21 protein-coding genes are annotated in these 24,935 nt (G+C 58.8%); 19 read left to right on the top strand and 2 right to left on the bottom strand.

Annotated features, from left to right (window positions below; all coding sequences use genetic code 11):
- Positions 1–121: 121 nt before the first annotated feature.
- The 13 genes from ACJJU9_RS13030 to ACJJU9_RS12970 all read left to right on the top strand — a co-directional run bounded on the left by ACJJU9_RS13030 (position 122) and on the right by ACJJU9_RS12970 (position 14,537).
- The gene (locus ACJJU9_RS13030; RefSeq protein ID WP_407728664.1) at positions 122–1,420 is read left to right on the top strand and encodes an NAD(P)/FAD-dependent oxidoreductase; all 1,299 of its coding nucleotides are present in this window, start codon (positions 122–124) and stop codon (positions 1,418–1,420) included.
- Between the two features lie 137 nt (positions 1,421–1,557).
- Positions 1,558–2,589, top strand: a complete 1,032-nt coding sequence (locus tag ACJJU9_RS13025; protein WP_407728663.1) for a polyamine ABC transporter substrate-binding protein — start codon at positions 1,558–1,560, stop codon at positions 2,587–2,589.
- Between the two features lie 13 nt (positions 2,590–2,602).
- On the top strand, positions 2,603–3,637 hold the full coding sequence (locus tag ACJJU9_RS13020) for a polyamine ABC transporter substrate-binding protein (RefSeq protein ID WP_407728662.1): 1,035 nt from the start codon (positions 2,603–2,605) through the stop codon (positions 3,635–3,637).
- 76 nt (positions 3,638–3,713) lie between these two features.
- Positions 3,714–4,796, top strand: coding sequence for an ABC transporter ATP-binding protein (locus tag ACJJU9_RS13015; protein ID WP_407728661.1), 1,083 nt, complete (start codon positions 3,714–3,716; stop codon positions 4,794–4,796).
- Positions 4,793–5,674: an ABC transporter permease gene (locus ACJJU9_RS13010; protein WP_048371981.1), complete on the top strand. Its 882-nt coding sequence runs from the start codon at positions 4,793–4,795 to the stop codon at positions 5,672–5,674. Before ACJJU9_RS13015 ends, ACJJU9_RS13010 begins: the two co-directional genes overlap by 4 nt.
- Positions 5,675–5,678: 4 nt before the next feature.
- Complete coding sequence (locus ACJJU9_RS13005) at positions 5,679–6,494, top strand: ABC transporter permease (RefSeq protein WP_407728660.1); 816 nt, start codon at positions 5,679–5,681, stop codon at positions 6,492–6,494.
- Positions 6,491–7,972 (top strand): FAD-dependent oxidoreductase, encoded by a 1,482-nt coding sequence (locus tag ACJJU9_RS13000; RefSeq protein ID WP_407728659.1) that lies wholly within the window; start codon positions 6,491–6,493, stop codon positions 7,970–7,972. Before ACJJU9_RS13005 ends, ACJJU9_RS13000 begins: the two co-directional genes overlap by 4 nt.
- The gene (locus ACJJU9_RS12995) at positions 7,969–9,138 is read left to right on the top strand and encodes an NAD(P)/FAD-dependent oxidoreductase (RefSeq protein WP_407728658.1); all 1,170 of its coding nucleotides are present in this window, start codon (positions 7,969–7,971) and stop codon (positions 9,136–9,138) included. Before ACJJU9_RS13000 ends, ACJJU9_RS12995 begins: the two co-directional genes overlap by 4 nt.
- A gap of 81 nt (positions 9,139–9,219) precedes the next feature.
- Entirely contained in the window at positions 9,220–10,011 is a 792-nt protein-coding gene (locus ACJJU9_RS12990) for an IclR family transcriptional regulator (protein ID WP_048371989.1), read from the top strand.
- A 103-nt stretch (positions 10,012–10,114) separates the two neighbouring features.
- Positions 10,115–11,149, top strand: a complete 1,035-nt coding sequence (locus tag ACJJU9_RS12985; RefSeq protein WP_407728657.1) for a zinc-dependent alcohol dehydrogenase — start codon at positions 10,115–10,117, stop codon at positions 11,147–11,149.
- A 34-nt stretch (positions 11,150–11,183) separates the two neighbouring features.
- Entirely contained in the window at positions 11,184–11,543 is a 360-nt protein-coding gene (locus tag ACJJU9_RS12980) for a RidA family protein (RefSeq protein WP_407728656.1), read from the top strand.
- A gap of 52 nt (positions 11,544–11,595) precedes the next feature.
- Complete coding sequence (locus tag ACJJU9_RS12975) at positions 11,596–13,095, top strand: CoA-acylating methylmalonate-semialdehyde dehydrogenase (RefSeq protein ID WP_407728655.1); 1,500 nt, start codon at positions 11,596–11,598, stop codon at positions 13,093–13,095.
- A 14-nt stretch (positions 13,096–13,109) separates the two neighbouring features.
- Entirely contained in the window at positions 13,110–14,537 is a 1,428-nt protein-coding gene (locus tag ACJJU9_RS12970) for an aldehyde dehydrogenase family protein (RefSeq protein WP_407728654.1), read from the top strand.
- Positions 14,538–14,598: 61 nt separating this feature from the next.
- On the opposite strand, the gene ACJJU9_RS12965 is transcribed toward ACJJU9_RS12970, so the two are convergent.
- Positions 14,599–15,519: a LysR substrate-binding domain-containing protein gene (locus ACJJU9_RS12965; RefSeq protein ID WP_407728653.1), complete on the bottom strand. Its 921-nt coding sequence runs from the start codon at positions 15,517–15,519 to the stop codon at positions 14,599–14,601.
- Between the two features lie 189 nt (positions 15,520–15,708).
- Between ACJJU9_RS12965 and ACJJU9_RS12960 the strand changes: the two genes are divergently transcribed.
- The 6 genes from ACJJU9_RS12960 to ACJJU9_RS12935 all read left to right on the top strand — a co-directional run bounded on the left by ACJJU9_RS12960 (position 15,709) and on the right by ACJJU9_RS12935 (position 23,982).
- A complete protein-coding gene (locus ACJJU9_RS12960; protein ID WP_353232771.1) occupies positions 15,709–16,629 on the top strand; it encodes an ABC transporter permease in 921 nt (306 codons plus the stop codon).
- A 103-nt stretch (positions 16,630–16,732) separates the two neighbouring features.
- A complete protein-coding gene (locus ACJJU9_RS12955; RefSeq protein ID WP_228386082.1) occupies positions 16,733–17,500 on the top strand; it encodes an ABC transporter permease in 768 nt (255 codons plus the stop codon).
- 116 nt (positions 17,501–17,616) lie between these two features.
- A complete protein-coding gene (locus tag ACJJU9_RS12950; protein ID WP_407730989.1) occupies positions 17,617–19,143 on the top strand; it encodes an ABC transporter substrate-binding protein in 1,527 nt (508 codons plus the stop codon).
- Between the two features lie 6 nt (positions 19,144–19,149).
- On the top strand, positions 19,150–20,655 hold the full coding sequence (argH, locus tag ACJJU9_RS12945; protein WP_407728652.1) for an argininosuccinate lyase: 1,506 nt from the start codon (positions 19,150–19,152) through the stop codon (positions 20,653–20,655).
- Between the two features lie 10 nt (positions 20,656–20,665).
- The gene (locus ACJJU9_RS12940) at positions 20,666–22,501 is read left to right on the top strand and encodes a dipeptide ABC transporter ATP-binding protein (protein ID WP_407728651.1); all 1,836 of its coding nucleotides are present in this window, start codon (positions 20,666–20,668) and stop codon (positions 22,499–22,501) included.
- A 137-nt stretch (positions 22,502–22,638) separates the two neighbouring features.
- The gene (locus ACJJU9_RS12935; RefSeq protein WP_407728650.1) at positions 22,639–23,982 is read left to right on the top strand and encodes an OprD family outer membrane porin; all 1,344 of its coding nucleotides are present in this window, start codon (positions 22,639–22,641) and stop codon (positions 23,980–23,982) included.
- A 58-nt stretch (positions 23,983–24,040) separates the two neighbouring features.
- Here the strand turns inward: ACJJU9_RS12935 and ACJJU9_RS12930 are convergent, their stop codons facing one another.
- Positions 24,041–24,664 carry a glutathione S-transferase family protein gene (locus tag ACJJU9_RS12930; protein WP_153438859.1) on the bottom strand — a complete coding sequence of 208 codons (624 nt, stop codon included), beginning with the start codon at positions 24,662–24,664 and terminating at the stop codon, positions 24,041–24,043.
- Positions 24,665–24,935: the final 271 nt, after the last annotated feature.

Here is a 24,935-nt window from a genome sequence, read left to right as displayed (position 1 = left end):
ATGCAATTGACAGTTGTATTTATTTGATCGAGCATTGCAATTAAATGATTTATAGATATCGCACAGCGATACGGAGATTAAATTGTACGATCCACTGGTCAATGCTCATCCAGGTGTCGGAGTGCCTCATTCCTCTTCTTACTGGGTGGATACGGCAGGTACAGCGCCGCCAGATGACGGCCCGCTCAAGGGAGACATTGAGGTCGACGTTGCGATTATTGGCGCCGGTTACACAGGCCTGAGTTGTGCGTTGCACCTGGCCCGCGAGCACGGCATTCGCGCCGTGGTCCTGGAAGCCAATCAGGTGGCCTGGGGGTGCAGTGGGCGTAATGGCAGCTTTGCCCGTATCTCCGGCGGGCGAGTGCCGCTGGCGCAGTTGATCAGTCGCTACGGCGAGCACACCGCGAAACAGTATTTTGCCGAGATGACTGCCGGGCTAAACACCGTGCGTGGGCTGATCCGTGAAGGCCAGATTGATTGCGACGCGCAGCCGGACGGCGTGTACAAGGTCGCCAGCAATGCCAAGCATGTTGAATCGCTCAAGCGCGAAGTGGGTCTGTATCACGATGTACTGGGTTATGGCGCGCAACTGGTCAGCGGCGACCAGGTGCAAGCGGTGCATCGCGGTGCTGAGTCATTTGGCGCGCTGTACATGCCTGATGGCTTTTCCATGCACCCGTTGAAGCTGGCCTGGGGCGTTCATCGCCTGGCCCGTGAGGCAGGGGCCACCGTGCACGTGGGTTCGCCGGTGGTCGACTGGATCAGCGCCAATGGCAGCCACCGGCTGGTGACGCCGGGCGGCGTGGTGACAGCGCGCAAGGTGGTGGTCGCCACCAATGGCTACACCTCCACGGCGCTTAATCGTGCAACCGCGGGGCGTGTGTTACCGGTTCACTCGCAAATTATCGTTACGCGCCCCCTCAGCGCTGAAGAAAAGCGCCAGACACTGCCCGGCAGCGAGTGCATGTTCGATACCCGCCATCTGTTGTCTTACTACCGTCGTTTGCCCGACGACCGCATTTTGTTTGGCGGGCGCAGCGCCATTACCGGGCGCGAAGCCGAAAGCCCGAAGCACCGGCAAAACCTGCAGGACGCCTTGTCCCGCAAGTTCCCGATGCTCGAAGGTATCCAGGTCGATTACAACTGGGGCGGCTGGGTCGCCGTCAGTGAAAGCTCGCTGCCATTTGTCTGCAAAGTGCCAGAGCTGGAAAACGTGTTCGCCGGCGGCGGCTATGCCGGCAGCGGTGTTTCATTTTCACTGCAGGTGGGCAAGCGTCTTGCACAGATGGTCACCGGCGATCCGCATCCCACCGAGGTGGACTTTCTTCATCAATGCCCCAAGCGTTTCCCGTTCCAACCGTTTTTGCGCATGGGCCAGCGTATGGCCTATGCCTGGTATCGATTCAAAGACGCTTCATAACGACCACGGTTTCAGCGAAAAAGAAGTAACCCGTGCAGGTGTGACATTGCCTGCGCTCATTATAAAAAGAGTGATTCGGGCCAACACGGCCGGCGTTTTATTCAACTGTCTAATTACAACAAACTCAGGAGTTGAAAATGCGATTAATCAACACACCCATGGCCAGTCTTGCGCTGGCCATTACCTTCGGTGCAAGCGTGCACGCACAGGCGGCCGATACCGTCACCTTTGCGGGTTGGGGAGGGGCGCTACAGGATGCCGAGCGTACGGCGTATCTGAAGCCCGCGGAAAAAGCACTGGGCATCACCATCAAAGAAGACAACATGGACGGCCTTGCTGCGGTGCGCGCCCAAGTGATGTCGGGCAAGCCCAAGTGGGATGTTGTCGAGCTGGCGTCCAATGATTGCGTGCTGGCCCAAGAGCAGGGGCTGACCGAGCCACTGGATTATTCGGTGATCAGCACCGATGGCGTGGCCTCGAACTTCTACGGCAAAAACTGGATCGCCAGTAACGCCTATTCCACCGTACTGGCCTGGGCAAAAGATGCCACAGGCCCGACCCCGAAGAACTGGCAAGAGTTCTTTGACCCGTCTATCAAGGCTTCACGCTCCTTGTACCGCCAGCCTTACACCACGCTGGAACTGGCGTTGATCGCCGATGGCGTTTCACCCAAGCAACTCTACCCGCTGGATATCGACCGGGCGTTCAAGGTGCTGGAGCGCATCAAGCCGCAAGTGGTCAATTGGTGGCGCAGCGGCACCGACTCTGCACAACTGTTGCGCAGCCGCGAAGTGGACGCGCTGTCCATCTGGGCGTCGCGGGTTGATGAGTTGAAAAAGTCCGGCGAGAACGTGGACTACACCTATGACCATGCGTTGCTGGATTACGACTGCGTCGTGGTGCCAAAAGGTGCACCGAACAAAGCTCTGGCGATGAAACTGATCGCCGAAATCATGAACCCCGAAAGCCAGGCAACCCTGGTAACCGTGATCCCGAACCCGCCGATCAACGTCAAGGCCTACGACACCGGCATCATTCCTGCGGACATGGCGGCCACGTTGCCGACGGCTCCGGCCAATATCGACAAAGTGGTGTTCTTCGATCCGGTCTGGTGGCAAGCCCACCAAGCTGAGGTTCAACGTCGCTACGACCTGTTCATCCAGAATTGAGAAGGCCGTGACCATGATCAGTTTCAAGAAAAGCCTGTTGTGCGGGGCGGTCATCGCTTCTTTGGGCTGGGGCGCAAGCTTTGCCGCCCTGGCTGACACCCTGACCTTTGCCGGCTGGGGCGGAGCCTTGCAGGACGCCGAGCGCAAAGCCTACCTCGAACCCGCCGCCAAGGCCTTGGGCGTGACTATCCGTGAAGACAACATGGACGGCCTGGCGGCAGTGCGTGCCCAGGTGATGTCAGGCAAGCCCAAATGGGACGTGGTGGAACTGGGCAGCACCGAGTGCGCCCAGGCGCAGTTGGAGGGGCTGGCCGAGCCGCTGGATTACAGCGTGATTGATGCCACCCATGTCGATAAGTCCGTGGTCAGCAGCCACTGGATTGCCAGCCATGCCTACGCCACAGTGGTGGCTTGGGCTGAAGACACCGGCGCGCCGGTGGCGAAAAACTGGCAACAGTTCTTCGACCCGCAGTTCAAGGGTGCCCGCGCCTTATACCGCCAGCCGTGGCTGACCATGGAAGCGGCCTTGTTGGGCGACGGAGTTGCGCCTAAAGACTTGTACCCGCTGGACGTAGAACGGGCGATCAAGGTGCTCAACCGGATCAAGCCGCAGGTGGTGAACTGGTGGGGCGCGGGCGCGGACTCGGCGCAGTTATTGCGCAGCCGTGAAGTCGATTTTCTGGCGATCTGGAATGGTCGGGTCAACGAGGTCAAGGCCAGCGGTGAGAAGGTCAACTACAGCTTCGATGGCGCGCTGTTGAGCCATGACTGCCTGATCATCCCCAAAGGCGCGGCGAACAAGGCGCAGGCCATGAAACTCATCGCTCACATCATGCAGCCCGAAAGCCAGGCCACGCTGGCCACGCTGATTCCGTACTCCCCGGTGAACAGCAAGGCGTATGACTTGCCGATCATTACTGACGAACTGGCCGCGCGGTTACCGACCTCGCCTCAGAACATCGACAAAGTGGTCACCGTGTCGCCCGAATGGTGGGTCAAGAACCAGGCGGCGGTTCGCCAGCGGTTCGCCCTGTTCCTCGCCAACTAAGCAGTGGGGTGGGACGCCGCTGGCGTCCCGTCTACGAAACAAGGGCGCCTGACGTCCGTATGTGCCGAGTGTGAATATGTCCGAAGAACACAAACTTTCGATGTCGATCGATATCGAAAAGCTGACCAAGACCTATGACAGTTTTGCCGCGCTGGATGATGTTTCGCTATCGATCAAAAGCGGTGAGTTTCTGTCGTTGCTGGGCTCCTCCGGCTCTGGCAAGACCACGCTGCTGATGGCCTTGGCCGGGTTCGTTCGCCCGGATGCAGGCAGTATCCGTTTTGGCGGGCGCGAGATGATCTTCGAGCCACCGCACAAGCGTGATGTGGGCATGATGTTCCAAAGCTACGCGTTGTTTCCGCACATGAACGTGTTTCAAAACGTCGCCTACCCGCTGAAGTTGCGCGGTTACAAACGTGCCGACATCCGTCAGCGGGTCGAGCAGGCGTTGGCCACTGTGGAGCTGGATCACTTGATCGAGCGCGGCATTACCGAAATGTCGGGCGGCCAGCGACAACGCATTGCGCTGGCCCGGGCGATTGTCTTCGAGCCAAAAATCCTGCTGATGGACGAGCCGCTGTCGGCTCTGGACAAACGCCTGCGCGAAACCATGCAACTGGAGCTGCGCCGTCTGCACGAGCGCCTGGGCATGACCGTGGTGTACGTCACCCATGACCAGCGTGAAGCGCTGACCATGTCTGACCGGATCGCGGTCATGAGCAAAGGGCGGATCCGCCAGATCGATACTCCGGTCAATCTCTATGAGCGCCCGGCCAACCGCTTTATTGCGGAGTTTGTCGGGGAGTCGTCGTGTTTGCCGATCACCTTGCAGGGCGGCCAGGCACTGTTTCAGGGCCGGGCTTTGCGCGGCGGCAACGTTACCGGTGGTTTAAAGAACCCGAGCCTGGTGGTGCGCCCGGAAAAACTGCAGTTCGTGCCGGCCGAGGCCAGCGATTACAACCTGTTGCGCGGGCATGTGGCCGACGTGATTTTCCAGGGGGAAAGCCAGTTGGTGCAGATTGATCTGGGGGAGGGCATGTCGGTGGCAATTCGTCGGCCCACCAACAGTTCCGAAGGCAACCGCCTGCCAGCCCGCGGCGATGCCGTGGTGCTGGGCCTGCACGTACAGGACACGCTGCTGGTTGGAGATGATCAATGAGCAGCGACCTTTTCGATGCGCTCAACGCGCGTGACCTGCGCAAGGCGCAAAGACGTGAGCGCTGGTACTTGTTCGGCTCCGGGCTGCCGGCCTTGCTTCTGGTGCTGCTGACGTTTGTGCTGCCGATTGGCTGGCTGTTCTGGCTGTCACTGTTCAATGCCGACGGGCAATTATCCATAGAGAACTACACCCGGCTGCTGGAACCGATCTATGTGCTGACGTTTGTGCAGACCTTCAAGACCGGGATCATTGTGACCATCGCCTGCGTGCTGATCGGTTATCCCTACGCGTACTTCATGATCAAGGGGCCGCGCTGGCTGGCTAATGTGGCCATGGCGCTGTTGCTGGTGTCGCTGTGGACGTCGTTGCTGGTGCGCACCTATGCCTGGCTGATCATTTTGCAACGGCGCGGCATCGCCAATGACTTATTGATGAGCCTGGGCATTACCGATGCGCCGCTGCCGCTTGTGTACAACCTGACCGGCACGGTGATTGGCATGGTCCACATCATGTTGCCGTTCATGATTTTGCCGCTGTATGCCGCCATGAAGAGCATCGATCCGATCTACAGCCAGGCCGCCGCCGCGTTTGGCGCGTCACCGTCGCGGGCCTTCCGTGATGTGTTTCTGCCGTTGTCGGGGCCGGGGCTGGCCGCCGGTGCCACTTTGGTGTTTGTGATCACCCTGGGGTTCTACGTCACACCGGCGTTGTTGGGTGGCGGCAAGGTGCAGATGATCTCGATGCGGATCGAAAGTGACGTCTCCATGTACGCCAACTGGGGTGCGGCTTCGTCCTTGGGTGTGGTGCTGCTGTTGGCCACGTTGCTGATCTTGTTCATTGTCAAAAAGAGCGCGGGCCTCGGCCGGCGCAGCGAGTGAAATCATGGTCCGACTAAAACAAAACCTGATGGCAGCGGTGCGCGGCTCCTGGCTCTATGTACTGGTGTTGGCGACCATGGTTTTCCTGGTGCTGCCCACCTTGATCGTGATCCCGATGTCGTTCTCGGATGCGCGCTACCTGAGCTTTCCGCCCAAGTCGTTCAGCATTGAGCCGTTCTTCAAGTATTTCGCTTCGCTGGAATGGCGCAGCGCAACCCAGGTCTCGCTGATCACGGCGTCACTGGTAATGGTGCTGGCGACCACCTTGGGCACCGCGGCGGCGTATTCGCTGCACGTGACCCAGTCGAAAGTCTCGGGGGTGCTGCGCGGCTTGTTGATGGCGCCGATGATTGTGCCGACCATTTTCATCGCCATTGGCTTGTTCTTTGTCTATGCCAAGTTTGACCTGAACAACACCATTCCCGGCCTGGTACTGGGCCATACGTTGCTGGCGCTGCCTTACGTGGTGATCAACGTCAGCGCCGGGTTGCGCAGCTATGACATGACCCAGGAACAGGCTGCCTGCATTCTTGGCGCCAGTCGTTTACGGGCGTTCTTTGACGTGACCTTGCCGCAGATCCGCTTTTCCGTGATTGCGGCTGCGATGTTCGCCTTCGCCATTTCCCTGGACGAAGCGGTGATCTCGCTGTTTATCAGTGGCGGCGACACGTCGACCCTGACCAAGCGGATGTTCAGTTCGCTGCGTTCTGAGATCGATCCCTTGATCGCGGTGGTGGCGACCTTGATGACATTCCTGTCGATCATCATGCTGTGCATCAGCATCATGGCCAAGCGCAAGGCCGGGAGGGCCGTTGAATGAGTGAGGTCAACCTGCGCCTGCGCCATGCCAGCAGCGAGTGTGTCGAATTCTTCTGGAATGGCCGTTCCCTGCAAGGGCGCAAGGGCGAGAGCCTGGCGGCAGCGCTGCTGGCCAACGGTGTTCAGACACTTGCCTGGACGCGTAAATCCCATCGGCCGCTGGGTTACTCGGGCAGCTACGTGGCCGGGGTGCTGGCCAGGGTCGACGGGGTGCCCAATGTGCGACTGGATCTGCTGGCGGTCACAGCCGGGGTACAGGTTGAAATGCAAAATTGCTGGCCGGGCCCGGCGTTCGACGTGCTGCGCCTGTCGCGGCTGATTCCGGACCGTTGGCTTCAGGGCGGCTTTGAGCACACCAATCTGGTGCCCAGCGGTTCGCCGCTGTTTCAGCGTTGGGAAGCCCTTTTGGCGTTCCTCGCCGGCGTCGCCAAACCGGCCGAGCGAACGGCTGAAGTGGCTGTGCCGCAAGGCCGGTATTTGAGCAGTGACGTTTTGGTCATCGGTGGCGGGCCAGCGGGCTGTGCCGCCGCCAATGAAGCGGCACGGGCCGGGCGCAGCGTGGTGTTGGTGACCCGTGGTCATCAACTTGGCCGTTATGCGCAAAGCGCCGGGCAGCCGAAACCGCAGTTGGATGAGCGGGTGCAACGGGTGACCGGGGTTGAGGTCTTTGGGGCTTACCGGGAAGGGCAATTGTTACTCGGTGCGCCCCACGACCCGGCGCAAGGCGCCGTGGCGTTCGAAGCTGATGACGTGGTACTGGCCACCGGGCGGCGTGCTTGCCCGCCGGTGATCCCGAATATGTGGTTGCCCGGCGTCATGGACGCGCGCACCGCGTTGATCATGGCCCACGAACAGGCAGTGGCGCCCGGTGCGCGAGTGGTAGTGGTCGGTAATGGCGATCAAACCGCCCATGCCAATCGTTTGCGTGAGCTGGGGGTGAATGTGGTGGCGGTGAAAGCCATTAGCGAATTGCGCCGTGTTCTGGGGCGCAACGCGGTGTCGGCGGCACTGTTCGAGCAACCGGTCGCCTGCGACGCGCTGGTCCACGCCGGGCCGTGGCTGGTTGATGCCAGCCTGACGTTCCAGAGCCGCGCCGAAGGGCTGCTGCAATTGCGTGAGCAGCGCCAAAGCCGCCTGCGCACGGTTGGCTCGGCGGCTGAACCTGATCAACCGCTGCCGGTGGCTGCACGTACTCGCTACAAGGCGTTGTTGTGCCCGTGTTTTGATGTGTCCTGCCACGAGGTCGAAGCCTTGATCGAGCAGGGCATCACCGACCTTGAGGTGATCAAACGCCTGACCTCCTGCGGCATGGGGCCGTGTCAGGGCCAACCTTGCTGGGACTTGCTGCGCGCTCTGGTCAGCGCCCGCAGCGGGATCCCGTTGCACACCTTGCCAAGGCCAACCCTGCGCCCACCACGGCGTGCCCTGAGTGTCGCGCAAGCGGCCGGTCTGGCCGATGTTGTGGAGCCTCTGCAATGACCCCTACACAACCTTTGCCTGCACAGGCGTCGATCATCATCGTTGGTGCGGGGATCCAGGGCCTGTCGCTGGCCTTCAATCTGGCTGAGCTGGGCGTGCGCGATGTGCTCGTGCTTGACGCCGGTTATTGGCAGGGCGGCGCCTCGGGTCGCAACGGGACGTTGATTCGCGGGGCGTTCAGTTCACCGGAATGGACGCGCTTCTTCGCCCATTCGTGCTACTTGTGGCAGGGCTTATCCAGGCGCCTGGGCGAGAACGTCATGTACTCGCGCCGCGGCTACAGCATGATCGGCGAGCGCAGCAGCACGGCCGCCATGCTTGACCGCACCCTGGAGGTACACAAAGCCTGCGGCATCAACTCAAGCCTGTTGAACGCTGCGCAACTGCGTGAAGTGCTACCGGCGCTGGCACACCAGCGGGTCAGCGCCGCATTGCACCTGCCCGACAGCGGGGTCGCGCCGCACCATGCCGCCATGTACGCCTATCGCCAGGCATGCGAGGCGCGTGGCGTGAGCATTCGTTACCGCACCGAGGTTAGCGCCATCGACCGCAGCGCCGGGCGGGTGACCGGCGTTCGTGTGGGTGAACAGCGCATTGCTACCGACACCCTGGTGCTGGCTGGCGGTGCCGAAAGCAACCGGTTGGCGCAATTGGCCGGCGTGCCGCTGGACGGCTACCCGATGCGCCTCGAAGCCATGGCGCTGGAGCCGATGCGGCCCTTGATAGGCCCCGCCGTCGCATTGCTGGACCGGCTTTGTTACATGCACCAGACCGCACGTGGCGAAGTGGTGGGTGGCGCAGAAGTTGCCGAACGCCCGCAAAACACCTTGAATGCCGACGTGCCGGTGATGGCCGCGACTGCCAAAGCGTATCTGGAGATGTTTCCTCAACTGGGGCATGCCCGTATCTTGCGGCAATGGGCCGGGCTGGTGCATATATCCAAAGATTTTGGCCCGCTACTGGGCGCGCACAATGCCTTGCCGGGTTTGTTTATCAGCGCTGGCTGGTGCTACGGTCACGCCGGCGCACCGGCCGCCGGTGAATTTCTGGCCAAGGCCATCGTCAAGGGCGTGGTGGATGAGCGTATGCGCCCGTTTGCCGTCGACCGTTTTGAGCGTAACCAAGCCGTGGTAGAGCCCGGTATTGTATTGAGTCATTTTGAATAACCAACCGTGCTTGAGCCCCAAGCCGGCTCTCGAATTTACGCACCGTGATCGACATGCCTCGCGGCACACAAGGAAACAACCATGAGTTCTCTGGAAGACTCGCCACTTTTCATTACCGCCTTGTCCAAAGGTCTGTCTTTGCTGACGGCCTTTCGCGCCGGGCGCCCCAGCATGAGCCTGATTGAACTGGCAGAAGCGACAGGGCTGAACAAAAGCGCCGTACAGCGTTCGGCGTTCACCCTTGAGGCGCTGGGCTATCTGTACAAGGATCCGGTCACCAAGCGCTTTCGCCTGGCCCCCAAATCCCTTGATCTGGGCACCGGTTACCTGCAAACCAGTGAGCTGATCGAACGCGCCAACCCGTACCTGCATGAACTGAACCGCGATGTCGAAGAGAGTTGCAACCTGCTCGAACCCTGCGGCCTGGACATGCTCTATGTGGCGCGTTTTCCCAGCCACAAACAAATTGCCATTCACATCCCGCTGGGTCGCCACCTGCCCATGTACTGCACTTCGGCAGGCCGGGCTTATCTGGCGGCGCTGCCGGAGCACGAGGCTGACGCGATCCTGGTCGCCTCTGAACGCAAGGGCTACACCCCCAACACTGTCACCGACCTTGATCAACTGCGCGCCATCGTCGCTGAGGCCCGTCACGACGGCTACGCCTACGCCCTCGAAGAGTATTACGCCGGGGATATCAGCGTGGCCGCGGCGGTGGTCAATGCCGATGGTTACCCGCTGGGGGCCGTGAACATCTCGGTGCCGTTCAGCCGCTGGAACCTGGACGACGCCCGAAAACAGCTGGCACCCAAAGTGATTAACACCGCCCGGTCCATCGCCAGCGCGACACGCAGTTTGCGCCCGGCGGGCTAACCCCCAGGGCAATCCTTTTACCTGATACGCACTGCTGCGGGCCTGGCCCGCGGTATAGGTGCCGCTTTGCCCGGCCTCAGGGCCTAACTACAAGGAGACAGCGATGAGTCAAACCATGAAGGCTGCCGTACTGCACGCCGTGGGTGAGCCACTGCGGATCGAACAGGTGACAATCCCGACCCCGGGGCCCGGTGAAATCCTGATTCGCATCGTTGCCTGTGGCGTCTGCCACAGCGACCTGCATGCCATGGACGGTGACTGGTCGGACTTACCCACCTTGCCGCTGATACCGGGCCATGAAATCACCGGCCATGTCGCCGCCCACGGCGCAGGCGTAACCGAGCCCGCCATCGGCACAGCGGTCGGCATGCCTTGGATGTACAGCGCCTGCGGTACCTGCGAGTTTTGCCTGGGCGGCATGGAAACCATCTGTGAGCATCGTGAATCCACGGGCTACAGCAAGCAGGGCGGTTATGCCGAATACATGATTGCCCCTGCGGCATTCGTCGCCAGCATCCCCTCCGGTGCCGACCTGTACGCCTTGGCGCCAATTCTGTGCGCGGGTGTCACCACTTATCGCGGCCTGATGCGCTCGCGGGCCCGGCCGGGGCAATGGGTGGCCGTCATGGGCATCGGTGGTCTGGGACACGTTGCTGTGCAGTACGCCATCGCCATGGGCTTGCGTGTGGCGGCCATTGATGTGTCGGCCGACAAGCTCGAACTGGCCCGCAGTTATGGCGCCGAGTGCCTGATCAATGCCCTCGACAATCCACTGGCAAGCCTCAAGCAACAGATCCCTGGTGGCGTGCACGCGGTGTTGGTGACCGCCACGGCCAATGCCGCTTTTGAGCAGTCGATCAAGATGCTGCGACCCGGTGGTACAGCGGTGTTTATCGGCTTGCCAGGCGGTGATGCCGACACGGTTCGCGCTTCCATTTCCAGCATCAGCGGCTGGGAGCTGTCGATCACCGGCTCCAATATCGGCACCCGCCAGGACCTTAACGAGGCGGTGGCGTTTGCCGCCCGTGGCCAGGTCAAGGCACAGATCAGCCTTGAACGCCTGGAAGACATCAACGACATCTTTGAACGCATGCGCCGGGGCCAACTGGTCGGGCGCACGGTCCTGAAAATCGCCTGACCTGATCCTTAAACCTCAACAGGAGTTAGCACCCATGACCATTACTCGCCTGCAACCCAATCCAGGCCTGCTCAGCCATGCGCTGGTACACAACGGCATTGTCTACATCACCGGCCAGGTCCCGGCCGACCGCACTCAAGACGTCGCCGGGCAGACCGCGCAGGTTCTGGCGCGGATCGACGCCTTGCTCGCCGAAGCAGGCTCGGACAAATCACACATTCTATTCGCACAGATCTGGCTCAAGCATGCCGTGCAGAATTTTGCCGCCATGAACGCCGTCTGGCGTGAGTGGATTCCGCAGGATGCATTGCCGGCACGCGCCACCGTCGAGGCCAATATGGCTGCCGACAACATTTTGGTTGAAATCGCCTTGCAGGCAGCCGTCAAGGCCTGAGCCATTTAATACGGCCGGGCAAGGGCTGCTTGCCCGGCATGGGAGAGTCGTAATGGGCAGTATCGTTCCTCATTTGATCAACGGTGTGCGGGTCCAGGGTACAGGCCGCACCGCCGACGTTTACAACCCCTCAACGGGCGCGGTGAGCAAGCAAGTGGCCCTGGCCGACGCGGCAACCTTGCAGCAGGCCATCGAGGCCGCCAAGGCGGCGTTTCCGGCCTGGCGCAACACGCCACCGGCCAAACGCGCGCAGGTGATGTACCGCTTCAAGCAGTTGCTTGAGGAAAACGAAGCGGCGATTGCCCTGATGATCAGCGAAGAGCACGGCAAAACCCTCGAAGACGCGGCGGGTGAACTCAAACGCGGGATTGAAAACGTCGAATTCGCCTGTGGCGCGCCGCAACTGCTAAAGGGCGATTACAGCCGCAATGTTGGCCCCGGCATCGATGCCTGGAGCGACCTGCAACCGCTTGGGGTGGTGGCGGGCATTACGCCGTTCAACTTCCCGGCCATGGTGCCGTTGTGGATGTACCCGCTGGCGATCGTCTGCGGGAACTGCTTCATCCTCAAACCCTCGGAGCGCGATCCGAGTTCGACCTTGTATATCGCTGAGTTGCTGATTCAGGCGGGCTTGCCCAACGGCGTGCTGAGCGTGGTGCATGGCGACAAGGAAGCGGTGGATGGCCTGATCGAGTCTGTGCATGTCAAAGCCCTGAGTTTTGTCGGCTCTACGCCGATTGCTGAATACATCTACAGCGAGGGCACCAAGCGCGGTAAGCGCATTCAGGCATTGGGCGGGGCAAAAAACCATTGCGTGGTGATGCCCGACGCGGATCTGGACAATACCGTTGGCGCCTTGATGGGCGCAGCCTATGGTTCCTGTGGCGAGCGCTGCATGGCCCTGTCGGTGGCGGTGTGTGTGGGCGATGCGGTTGCCGATGCGCTGGTAGCAAAACTGCTGCCGCAAATCCGTGGACTGAAAATTGGTGCGGGCACTTCCAGCGGCCTCGACATGGGGCCGTTGGTCACCGCTGCGGCGCGGGACAAGGTCAAGGGCTACATTGATGCGGGCGTTGCCCAAGGTGCTGAGCTGGTGGTGGATGGCCGTGACTTGCAGGTGCAAGGGCATGAAAACGGCTTCTTTGTCGGCGGTACGCTGTTCGATCGGGTGACCGCGCAGATGAGCATCTATACCGATGAAATCTTCGGCCCGGTATTGTGTATCGTCCGCGTGGGAAGCCTAGAAGCGGCCATGCAACTGATCAATGAACACGAATACGGTAACGGCACGTGCATCTTCACCCGCGACGGTGAAGCGGCCCGGTTGTTCTGCGATGAAATCGAAGTGGGCATGGTCGGGGTTAACGTCCCGCTGCCCGTGCCAGTGAGCTACCACAGCTTTGGCGGCTGGAAGCGCTCACTGTTTGGCGATCTGCACGCCTATGGCCCGGACGGGGTGCGTTTCTATACCCGGAAAAAAGCCATTACCCAACGTTGGCCGCGCCGTGCCAGCCACGAGGCGGCGCAGTTTGCCTTCCCCAGTAACCATTGAACTGAGTGAACACAATGAACAATGCACTGAAGTTTTATATCGAGGGTCAATGGCTTGAGGCCGAGTCTGGAGAAACGCTTGAGGTGGTTGATCCCTCAACCGAACAGGCCTTTATCAAGATCGCCGTGGGCAATGCCGAGGATGTGAACAAAGCTGTGGCAGCGGCCCGCAGGGCTTTCCCGGCGTTTTCGGTGAGCAGCGTTGGTGAGCGTCTGGCACTGCTGGAAGAGATTTTGCGGGTCTACAACCTGCGCTATGACGACCTGGTCCAGGCCGTCAGCCAGGAAATGGGCGCGCCGCTGCATTTTGCCCGCGATGCACAGGTCTGGAGCGGTCGTGCGCACCTTGAATCAACCATCAGCGCGCTGAAGTCGTTCACGTTCAGCGAACAGCACGGCACCACCCGTGTGGTGCGTGAAGCCATCGGCGTGTGTGCGCTGATCACGCCGTGGAACTGGCCGCTCAACCAAATCGTCTGCAAAGTCGCGCCGGCCATTGCCGCGGGCTGCACCGTGGTGCTCAAACCCAGTGAAATCGCACCGTTGACCGGCATCATCTTTGCCGAAATTTTGCATGAAGCGGGCGTGCCGGCCGGGGTATTCAACCTGGTCAATGGCACCGGGCCGGATGTCGGCCAACCCATGAGCAGCCATCCGCAGGTCGACATGGTTTCGTTCACCGGCTCTACGCGTGCAGGCATCATGGTCGCCAAGTCGGCAGCCGATACGGTCAAGCGTGTGGCTCAGGAACTGGGCGGCAAGTCGGCGAATATCCTGCTGGAAGACGCTGACTTTGAGGTCGCTGTTGCCAAGGGTGTGCAGGGCTGCTTCTCCAACTCGGGGCAATCGTGCGACGCGCCGACGCGCATGCTGGTCCCGGCGGCGCAGCATGCCCGGGCGTTGGAAATTGCCAAACGTACAGCGCAGCAACTGGTCACCGGCAGTCCGCGTGATGCCAACTCCAACCTGGGCCCGGTGATCAGCGCGGCACAGTTCGACAAAATCCAGGGCTTGATCCAGGCCGGGATCGAGGAGGGCGCCACCCTGGTGGCCGGTGGTCTGGGCCGCCCGGAAGGGTTGGACAAGGGCTATTACGTGCGTCCCACGGTGTTCGGTAACGTACAGCCAAGCATGACCATTGCCCGCGAAGAGATATTCGGGCCGGTGCTGTCGATTCTGCCTTACGACAGCGAAGAGCAAGCCATCGAAATCGCCAACGATACCGTTTACGGCCTGGCCGCTTATGTGCAATCCACTAATCTCGAACACGCCCGAGCCGTGGCCGGGCGCATGCGTGCAGGTTCGGTGTACCTGAACTACCCGGACTGGGACACCTTTGCGCCGTTTGGTGGCTACAAACAGTCGGGTAATGGCCGCGAATATGCGGGCTGGGGCATCCACGACTTCCTGGAAATCAAGGGCGTGGTGGGCTGGGGCAACTAAGCAGTTGGCTTGACCCGGTGGGAGCGGGCTTGCACGCATCGCGAGCAAGCCCGCTCCCACATCAAGGTGCCACTTGATACATGGACAGGAACTGCGATTTAAACAGGCTCTCCATGACGTTCATAAAGTCCTGGGTCAGCCTTGAACGATGCTGGTGGCTGGGAAAGACCATGGAAATTTCGAAAGGGATGTCCTGATCCAGCTTTCTGAAGGTAATGCCCGGGTACTTTGAGTAGGCCGCCGTAAACGGGTCACAGATCGTGATACCCAACCCTCCGGCGACCATGCCACAGGCTGAGTGCGCGGCCGTGGTTTCCACATTTGACAGCCCGACAACCCCACGCGACTCCATGGCCGAGGTAATGCGCCGTTGCAGCGGATTATGGGTATTGAGGCTGATCAAGCGGCGCTGGTGCAGATCCTCCAGTGAAATGACGCTTTTAGCCGCCAGTGCATCGTCTGCTGGAAGCACGCACACGGCACTGATGGGGGGCAGTGGAATCGTTTGTATCCCCGGATATTCCCCCGACGGTATCTGAACAAAACCGATGTCTGTCTGGTTGGCCGACGTCAGCTCCAGAATCCCCAACGAGTTGCGAACATCCAATGATGTTTTGACCTCGGGGTGTTTGCGGGCAAACCGGCAAACACCTTCTGCAACCACGCTAAGCCCCAGCGTACTCATGGACGCGATTCGCAACGTACCGGTGCGCAGTGTTACCAGGTCGTCAGCAATGCGCTCAATTCGCTCGATCCCTTGATAAAATTTGTCCACTTCGGCGTACAGCACTTGTGCCTCTGCGCCGGGTATCAGGCGGTTGCCTTCACGGCGAAACAACTTCAACGACAATATTGATTCCAGATCACGTATCAGCCTGCTGACCGCAGGCTGGCTGATCTGCAGGCTTTCGGCCGCGATGGTCATGCTCCCGGTGAGCATGACGGCCCTGAAGGCTTCGAGTTGACGGGGGTTGAGTTTCATCGAAGTGCTCGGCGTGGTGTGAGTAGCATGCGGCGCCAACGTATAACATTTTGTTATGTGCGTCCAACATGTTGCCGGTTTGCGATAGTGAGGTGGCCGAGCGATGATTTGTCGGCGATGTTTCGCGATACAGCACTGACCGGCCATTAACGCCGGACGGCGCTGAACAAAATAAGAAGAGGGCAACTCGTGCTGAACTATACCTTGCGCAGGTTATTACTCCTGCTTCCGATGCTGGCGGGGGTATCCATCGTGGTATTCCTGGTAATGCATTTTATTCCAGGAGACCCGGCTCAACTGGCGGCCGGCCCCGATGCAACTGAAGAAGATATTGCGCAAATACGCCATAACTACGGGCTGGATAAACCGCTGGCCACGCAATACTTCATTTATGTGAAAAAGATAGTCACCGGCGACTTTGGTGAATCGTTCCAAACCTACACCCCGGTACTGCAAGGTATCGCCAGAACATTACCGGCAACCCTTGAACTGACATTGGCGGCCATGCTCCTGGCAATCATTATCGGTGTGCCATTAGGGATTATCGCGGCGCTGCGGCCACGGGGTTTTCTGGACAGTTCACTGACAACGTTTGCGGTGTTGGGTATCTCCATGCCCGGCTTCTTTTTAGGGCTCATCCTGATGTCGATCTTTTCGGCTTATTTGGGGTGGCTTCCGCCGACGGGCAGAGGCGGCTGGCAACATTTGATACTGCCGGCCATCACTTTGGGCTTCCCTTATGTGGCGACGTTCTCGCGGCTGGCGCGCTCCACCATGATGGACGTGCTCAAAGAAGACTACATTCGCACCGCCTACGCCAAAGGTGTCCCCAGTTATAAAGTTGTCCTTAAACATGCACTTTCCAATGCGGCGATTCCATTAGTAACAGTGTTCGGGATGGACTTCGGTCGCTTGCTGGGCGGTGCCGTCATTGTTGAAACCGTATTTGCCTGGCCCGGCATGGGGCGATATTTGATCGATGCAATCATGGCGCGAGATCTTTACGTCGTTCAGGGAACCATCCTTGTATTTGCGGCCCTCGTTGTAATCATTAATTTAATGGTGGACCTCGTATATGGCATCCTCGACCCTCGCATCACCTACAACTAAGACGGATACACAGCCGTCGGTTAAACGTCGATTGGGCTTTGTACGGTTTCTGGTTTCCCATCAGCGCTGGTTCGCACTTAGCGCATTAATTGTCATTGTTGCCATGGTTCTGGCGGCACTTTGTGCACCGTTGTTCTTCGATTGGGACTCGGTGACCAAAATCAACTTGTCCAAGTCACTGATTGCACCGGGCAGTGACTACTGGCTGGGCACCGACCAGATGGGCCGGGACTTGCTCGGGCGGGTTTTGTGGGGCGCGCGCATCACCCTGACGGTTGCGGTTTCCAGCGTGGCGATAGCGATGCTGGTGGGTGTTTCGGTCGGCGCTGCCTGCGGCTATTACAACGGGGCGCTTTCCAGTGTGGTGATGCGCATCATGGACTCCATGATTGCCTTCCCGCGCACTCTGGTGGCCATTCTGGTGATTACGGTGGCCGGTAACAGCATCTTGAGCCTGACCCTGGCGATTGCCATCTCCAGCATTCCGATCTATGTGCGCTTCTTTGCCGGGCCGGTCATGGCCCTGAGAAATCGCGAGTTTGTGCTGGCTTCCAAATCCATCGGTGTGAGTGACCTGCGTCTGTTGCTGGTGCATATCCTGCCCAACATCGGTTCGCTGGTGATTATTCAAATCACCGTATCGCTGGCCGAAGCCATCCTGATTGGCTCCGGGCTGAGCTTCCTCGGATTGGGGCCACCGCCGCCCACTCCAGAGTGGGGTTCGATGATCGCCGAGTCACGGCCGTTGTTGACCACACACCCTTACGTGTTGTTTGCCCCCGGTTGCGCGCTGGTGCTGACCATCTTGAGCTTCAACATTGTTGGCGATGCACTACGAGACTTTATCGATCCGAAATCACGCAACGCCTGAGTAAACATCAGGCGAGGCAGTGGCCGATAAACGCGACAACAATAATAAAGCGAGAAAAGAGAATGGGACGCTTAACGTTACTGGCAGCACTCATGCGCCGGGTTTCTGTGCTGGGCATGATTGGGCTGTCGCTCAGTTTGCCGCTGGTTGCCCAAGCTAAAGACGCGGGCAAGATAACCTTTGTGCAAGGTTCTGATATCGATACGTTGGACCCAGCTGTCTCGCGCAGTGTGCCTTCTTACAATGTGATTAATCATGTGTTTAATCGCATGGTGGCCTGGGACGGCCGCGATCGCTCGGCGGTTGTCCCGGATTTGGCCACCTCATGGTCAAAAACCGAAGACGGGAAAACCTGGACTTTTGTTTTAAAACAGGGCGTGAAGTTTCACGACGGCACGGACTTTAATGCCCAGGCGGTGAAATTTAACCTGGACCGCATTCGTGACCCCAAGTTGGGCTCTCCGCACCGTTCGTACTATGCGGACATCAGTTCGGTCGAGGCAGTATCACCTTACGAACTTCGCATTACCACCAAAGAAGCTTCGCCGACGCTGCTGGAGTTACTGGCCAAAGAGTCTTCGTCCATCAGCAGCCCGGCAGCGGTCAAACAATACGGGCGGGCCTATGGTCATCATCCGGTCGGGACGGGGCCTTATACCTTCGACAGCTGGATACCCAATGATCAGGCGATTATAGAAAAGAACCCGGCCTTTTATGGTGAGCCCGGCAAACCCTCGAAAATCGTCTTCCGGCCTGTGCGGGAGGATTCGTCCCGGGTGATTGAACTGCGCACCAACAATGCCGATGTGGCGGGCAATTTGTCGCCCGAAGCGGCGATCGAATTACAGTCGCTCAACAAGTCCGATCTGTTGCGGGTGCCCAGTACGTTTCAGGTGTTCTTTGAAATGAACCTGACCAAGCCGCCTTTTGATGATCCGCGTATCCGCCGCGCGGTGAGCATGGCGATTGACCGTCAGGCGCTGGTCGACAAAGTGCTGCTGGGTTATGGAAAGGTCCCGACGGGGCCATTCCCTGAAGGCACGCAGGCGCGGCAAGTGTTTGAGCCGGTCAAGTACGACCCGGACGCGGCAAGAAAAATCATTAACGACGTTTACCCGGGCGGTTACCCCGGCACCGTGGTGATGTGGACACCCGCAGGCCGCTATACCAAAGATCGCCAGGTTGCCGAAGTGGTGCAGGGCTATCTCAATGCGGTGGGGCTTAAAACCGATTTCAAAGTGTGGGAATGGGCCACTTATCAAAAAAGTCTGTACCGCGCCGACCCTGGAAAGGGCACGGGTAAAGGCACTAACGACGCCAACATGTGGTTATTGGGCACCGGTCTATCGGACGCTGATATTCGACTAAGGCGCAAGTTGTCGACCGGTGATCCGCAAAACCTCACGGGTTACAGCAACCCGCAAGTTGATAATTTGTTGAAACTCGCGGCCCATGAAATGGATGTTGATAAACGCCTGTCTTATTACAAGGACATACAAAAAATTTTATGGGAACAAGACCCCGATAATTTGCCCCTGTTTGATCAGGAACAAATTATCGGCGTGCGTAAAGAGTTAACCGGTCTCGATGTTAATTACGAAGGGACCCTCGATTTCAAGAATGTAGAACTCATTAAACGGTGATTTAAGATGTCCAATTTACATGCCAACGAAGCCCTGTTAACTGATGCCCGTTTGAGTGCTCCGCCTGCAGAACGCATGGTCAAACATCATGATGTACCTGCGCTTGAAACCGAGAAGCGGCAATTCCATGAGTTCGTCGAAGTTGATTTGGCGCACACCGTGATGCTGGTTGAGCAACATATCCTTACTGAAGCAGTCGGTAAGTCGATTCTCCTTGAGCTGCGCAAAATACGCGACATGGTGCCTGCGGACTTCCCGTTCGACGTGAAAAAAGGCAGCTTTTTACTGCAAGTCGAGTCTTACCTGTTTTCCCGGATCGGCGAAGATTCGGCCGGGCAAATGCACACCGGGCGCAGCCGTATTGACCAGGGCGCCACCGTGCGCCGGTTGTACGATCGCAAGCGCATTCTGGGTGTGCTCGACCGCCTCAATGTGTTCCAGGCGGCGCTGATTCAAAAGGCCGCCCAGCACTCGAACACCATCATGCCGGGCTACACCCATATGCAACACGCCCAACCATGGGTGTTCGGCCACTACCTGTTGAGCTTTACCTCGCGTCTGCACGACAGCTTCAGCCGTCTGGTGCATGCCTATAGCCGGGTTAACCGCAACCCGCTGGGCGCGGTAGGGCTGGCAGGCACGTCGTGGCCGCTCGACCGTCAGCGCACCACGTATTTGTTGGGTTTTGACAGCCTGGTCGAGAACTCCAAACTGGGCCGCGAGGCCTGGTATGCGGCAGAAACGATCAGCGCGTTGTCTTTTATCATGGCGGACCTCAACGACCTGGCCACCGACCTGCATATCTGGTCCAGTGTCGAGTTTGCCACGGTCGAAAGCCACGACGGTTATTGCGGCACCAGCAGCATTTTCCCGCAGAAGAAAAACCCCAGCGGCCTGGAAACCATCAAGAAGGCGGCCGGTGGTTCGGTGACCTGGTTGAGCACCGCACTGGCTACGTTCCGTGCTGAAGGCACTGGCGATCAGGCCATGCGCGATTTGCCGTTGATCCATGATGCCCTGGCCATTACCGACGGGATGCTTGACCTGTTTACCGGCATCATCGAGACCCTGATCGTGCACGAGGACCGCATGGCAGAACTGTTGTCAGGCAGTTGGTGCACGGCGAGCAATCTGGCTGACGTGATTGTTCGTGATCGCGGTATTTCGTTCCGTCAGGTGCACCATGTGGTGGCGCGTCTGGTGCGTAACAGCTTGCGCGAGGGCGTGATACCCGCGCAGGTCACGGGCGCTGCTCTGGATACCGCGGCACTGGAAACCATCGGTTCAACGCTTAAGTACACGGATGAACAGGTGCGCGACGCGCTGAATCCACGCCGATTTGTCGAGACCCGAACCTCTGCGGGCGGTGTCTGCCCGAACGAAATCGAGCGCTTGCTGACCATTGCCCGCGTTGAGCTGGCCCAGGACAACGAGTGGGTAAGTGAGCACCGCCTGAAGATCGCCCAGTCCCGTGCTGACCTCGATGCCGCTGTGTCGAAGATCGTCGACTAAGGAGCCGTACATGAACGAGAATTTGGTCGCTCGGGTTCGAAACCTGAGCGTGGGGTTCGGCCCGGTCGGGCGTGAATTGCCCGTGGTGCGTGATGTCTCTTTTGATGTGAAGCGCGGCCAGACGCTGGCGATAGTCGGTGAGTCCGGCTCCGGCAAGTCGGTCACGTCAATGGCCATGATGGGCCTGACCAAGCGCGCGGGCGGCAGGGTTTTGTCGGGCTCGATGGAGCTTTACACCCGCGACAACCAGGTCATTGATCTGGTCTCGGCTCCTGAGTCGGTGATGCGTCACTTGCGCGGCTCGTCGATGTCGATGATCTTCCAGGAGCCCATGACCTCGTTGAACCCGGTGTTCAAGGTCAGCGCCCAGTTGACCGAGGCGATCATTCTGCACAAACGCTGCACCCGTGCAGAAGCTGACGCCCAGGCCTTGCGCATGCTGGATCTGGTGCGTATTCCGGATGCCCGGCAGGTGATGAACCGCTTTCCCCACGAGCTTTCCGGCGGGATGCGCCAACGCATCATGATTGCCATGTCGCTGGTCTGCGAACCGACCTTGCTGATCGCTGACGAACCGACCACCGCGCTGGACGTGACCGTGCAGGCGCAGATTTTACGCATCATCAAAGAGCTGCAAAGCAACCTGGCCATGGGCGTTATCTTCATTACCCATGACATGGGCGTGGTGGCCGAAGTGGCCGATCAGGTCATGGTCATGAAACGCGGTGAGACTGTCGAGCAGGGTTCCGTCAATGCGGTGTTGCAGTCGCCCCGGCAACCTTACACCCAATCCTTGCTGGCGGCGGTGCCTAAAATCGGCTCGATGCAGGGGACGTTGCTGCCCGCCAAGTTTGCGCTGATTGAGGACCAAACTTCCGCGGCCTTGGCCACGCAGCCCAGTGTTGCCCCTGATTACCAGCAGCCCCCCATCCTCAGCGTCAAATCGCTGTCCATTCGCTACGACCTCAAAGGCGGGCTGTTGGGCAGGGTTCAGCGCCGGGTGCATGCGGTCGAGGCCATCGACTTTGACATCTATTCGGGCGAAACCCTGGCGTTGGTAGGGGAGTCCGGGTGCGGTAAATCCACCAGCGCGCGTGCCATTGCCGGGTTGATGCCGATTCAGGGCGGGAACATCGTTTTTGAAGGCAAGAACCTCGGTTCATTGAACAAGAGTGGTTTGAAGGCTTTGCGCCGGGACATTCAAATGGTCTTCCAGGACCCTTATGCCTCGCTCAACCCGCGCCTGACGATTGAAGACAGCCTGATGGAGCCGCTGCAGGTCCATAACATTGCCCATGGCGCCGAAGCCCGTAAACAAGTGCGCAGTTTGCTGGAACGCGTGGGGCTGTCGGCAGAACATGCGCAGCGTTACCCGCATGAGTTTTCTGGCGGGCAACGGCAGCGGATTTGCATTGCCCGTGCCTTGACGTTATCGCCCAAGTTGATCATTGCCGATGAAGCCGTGTCGGCGCTGGACGTATCCATTCAGGCCCAGGTTATTAATCTGCTGCAGGACTTGCAGCGGGACATGGGTATTTCATTCCTGTTTATCTCCCATGATCTTGCGGTGGTCGAACGGGTGAGTCATCGCGTCGGAGTGATGTACCACGGACGAATTGTTGAAATTGGCCCACGTCACTCGGTCTTCGAAAATCCGCAGCATGCTTACACCCAAAAGTTGCTGAGCGCGGTGCCTTCTGCGGATGTCACCGTGGCCAGAAAGCGCTTTGAACTGATCGAGGAAGTAGCACCGAGCAGAATTTACGACATCAACTACCAAGCCCCTGATATGAGTTACAGGGAAGTTGCCCCAGGGCACTTTGTGGCCAGCTCGAACATTATGTAAGCGTTTCGTGCAATGCGAAGTTAACGTCAGTTATTCAATACGCAGTCTGTTTGAGCAGTAAAGTTTTATAAGTGTGGCAAATAACAACAATAACGTGCGACTGACAGCGGGCTTTACGCCTGCATGGGAAAACACACATGAATAAACGTGCAATGGCACTCGGCTTGAGCGTGGCCGCTTTTTATCAACCGGCCTGGTCTGCGGGTTTTATAGACGACAGTAAAGCTTCTATTGGATCTCGCTCGCTCTATTTTGAAAGTGACCAGCGTGGCAAGAACGGCGTCGATCAACGCCAGTCAGTCACGGGTTTAAGAGTTGACTTTAACTCGGGTTATACCGAGGGCTTTATGGGTGTCGGGCTGGATGTTATGGGCTTGCTGGGCGTCAACCTGGACGGCGGTATTTCACCCCACAGCCCCGCCACCAGCAATACCATCACCCCGTTGAAAACCAACGGTACGCCGGTTGATAACTGGAGCCGCGTGGGCGCCAATGCCCGCTATAAAGTCGCCAAAACCGAACTGAAAGCCGGCAATGCGCTGGCGCCCAACTTGCCGGTGTTGGTGGCCAATGACGCACGTTTGCTGCCCCAGTCTTTTCAAGGCGCGATGCTTACCTCACAAGACCTCGATAACGTCACGTTCACCGCGGGGCAGCTTAACCGCGCCATAGGGCGGGCTTCGAGTAACTGGGGCGGTATTGCGGCGGGCGGGCGCAAGGGCAGTGACGCCTTTCGGTTTGCCGGAGCCGACTGGAAGCCCGCTAAAAACCTGCTGCTGCAGTATTACTACGCGCAACTGGATGACTATTACGGGCAATCGTTTTTCGGGTTAGTCCATGACCTGCAAATTGATTCGCAACAGTCGCTTAAAACCGACCTGCGTTACTTTAATAGTCACTCTGACGGCAAGAACGGCAGCGACCCCGATTACCAATATAAAAGCGGCTATAACGCAGGCGGCACAGGGAAAATTGATAACACCACCTGGTCGGCGGCATTTACTTATGCGCTCAATGCTCACTCGCTGACCCTGGGTCATCAACGTGTCAGTGACAGTGGCGGCATGCCCTATATCACCAACGGCAACTTGGTGAATGGTCGCGGGCGCTCAGAAGGTGAGGGCGGGGCGAGTGTGTATTTGTACACCGATATCATGATCAACAACTTTACCCGCGCGGGTGAAAACTCCACCTTTGGTATCTACCGGTATGACTTTGCCGGCATGGGATTACCGGGGCTGAGAGCGCAATGGACTTACGTCAAAGGCCAGGATATCCGTGGCATCGGCAATACAACCACCGGGCGGTATAGCGAATGGGAGAGTGATTACCGCCTGGACTACACCCTCCAGAGCGGCTCACTTAAAGGACTAGGCGTGTCATTACGTCGGGCCAACTTCAGAACCGAACTGCCGACGTCAACGTTGCAGAACCAGGACCAGACCCGGTTCTATATCAACTACACCTATGCGCTCTGGTAGCGCGATCTTTTGATCTTGATCCCATCCCCGCCGGCGTGGCCCGGCGGGTCATGGCGGGTCATGGCGTGCCATTTCTGCCGTGCAGGAGGTAGCCCGGTCGCTGACTCAAACGTTCGTAATAGTCGCTGACGGCCGGGAAATCCGGGTGTGCAAGCGGCGTTTCGAACCAACGATTAACCGACAGGCCGATGGGGATGTCTGCAAGGGAAAATTCGTTGCCGGCAACGTAGGCCCCGGTTGATTCAAGCTGCCTGTTGAGAATCTCCATGTGCCTGGACCAGTCATTGCACGCGGCAGCCAGCGCCTGGCTGTCCTGGTGCTCTGGCGAGTGCCTGACCAGTGACATAAAGGCATAACTCCACGACTTGTTGAGATCCGACGCTTGCCAGTCGATCCATTGGTCCACGCGGGCTCTGGCTTTCGCTTCGTGGGGGTAAAGGTTGCTGGCGTTGTCACGGGCAGCCAGGTAGCGAATGATCGAATTTGATTCCCACAGAATGAAATCGCCATCCTGAATGACCGGCACCATGGCATTGGGATTCAGTGCCAGAAACTCAGCGGTGTGCGTCGATTTGAAGCCAGCCCCCCAATCCTCTCGCTCAAAGGGTATTTCCATCTCGGCGCAGGCCCAGAGTACCTTGCGTACATTGATCGATGATGCCCTACCCATTATGCGTAACATGCCAGGCCCTTCTCGTTGGAGGCTATTGGTGTCGACACTTCGGTATATTCCACATTGGCCCGATTGCTTCAAGCCAAATCACTGAGGTTGGTTGGATTGATACGAAACCCGGGTTCCCTCTTTTCAAACATAAAATAAATGATTGATTCCTAAGGCCCTGTAGGAGCGAGCTTGCTCGCGATCTTTTGATCTTTATCTAAGAGCCCCCCTCGCCACGCCTCTCCCGAAGGAGAGGGAACCGATTGGGGGATGCTGAAGATACTCGCTGTCC

This window comes from Pseudomonas helleri, from assembly GCF_045830615.1.
GTDB lineage: Bacteria > Pseudomonadota > Gammaproteobacteria > Pseudomonadales > Pseudomonadaceae > Aquipseudomonas > Aquipseudomonas helleri.
The sequence above is the reverse complement of the archived record's forward strand: the minus strand, read 5'-3'. Positions and strand labels throughout refer to the sequence as shown.